We start from the raw sequence: 253 nt of genomic DNA on the forward strand, positions 1-253 counted from the left end.
AGTGCCGTGAATCTTGATGCCGAGCTTGCGGCAATCGTCGCTGAAACGGCGCGCGATATCCGTGCGCAGCCCCTTCTTGATGTTCAGCAGAATCTGGTCGTCGCCGGATTCGTAGCCGACCAGCAGCAGGCGCAGGCCATTCTCCTTCATGATCTTCAGCGTCGAGTAAGGCACGTTCGCCTTCGCGTTGCACGACCACGTCACGCCCAGTTTCCCAAGACCCCGGGCGATTTCCTCGACGCGCGGCTTGAAA

The 253-nt window shown here is 60.1% G+C and carries 1 pseudogene; it reads right to left on the reverse strand.

The annotated features are described in order from the left end of the window. Window positions 1-253, reverse strand: a pseudogene (locus P0D70_RS37000) (hopanoid biosynthesis associated radical SAM protein HpnJ); the annotation flags it as partial.

This window comes from Paraburkholderia sp. RL17-381-BIF-C (assembly GCF_046026435.1).
Lineage (GTDB): Bacteria > Pseudomonadota > Gammaproteobacteria > Burkholderiales > Burkholderiaceae > Paraburkholderia.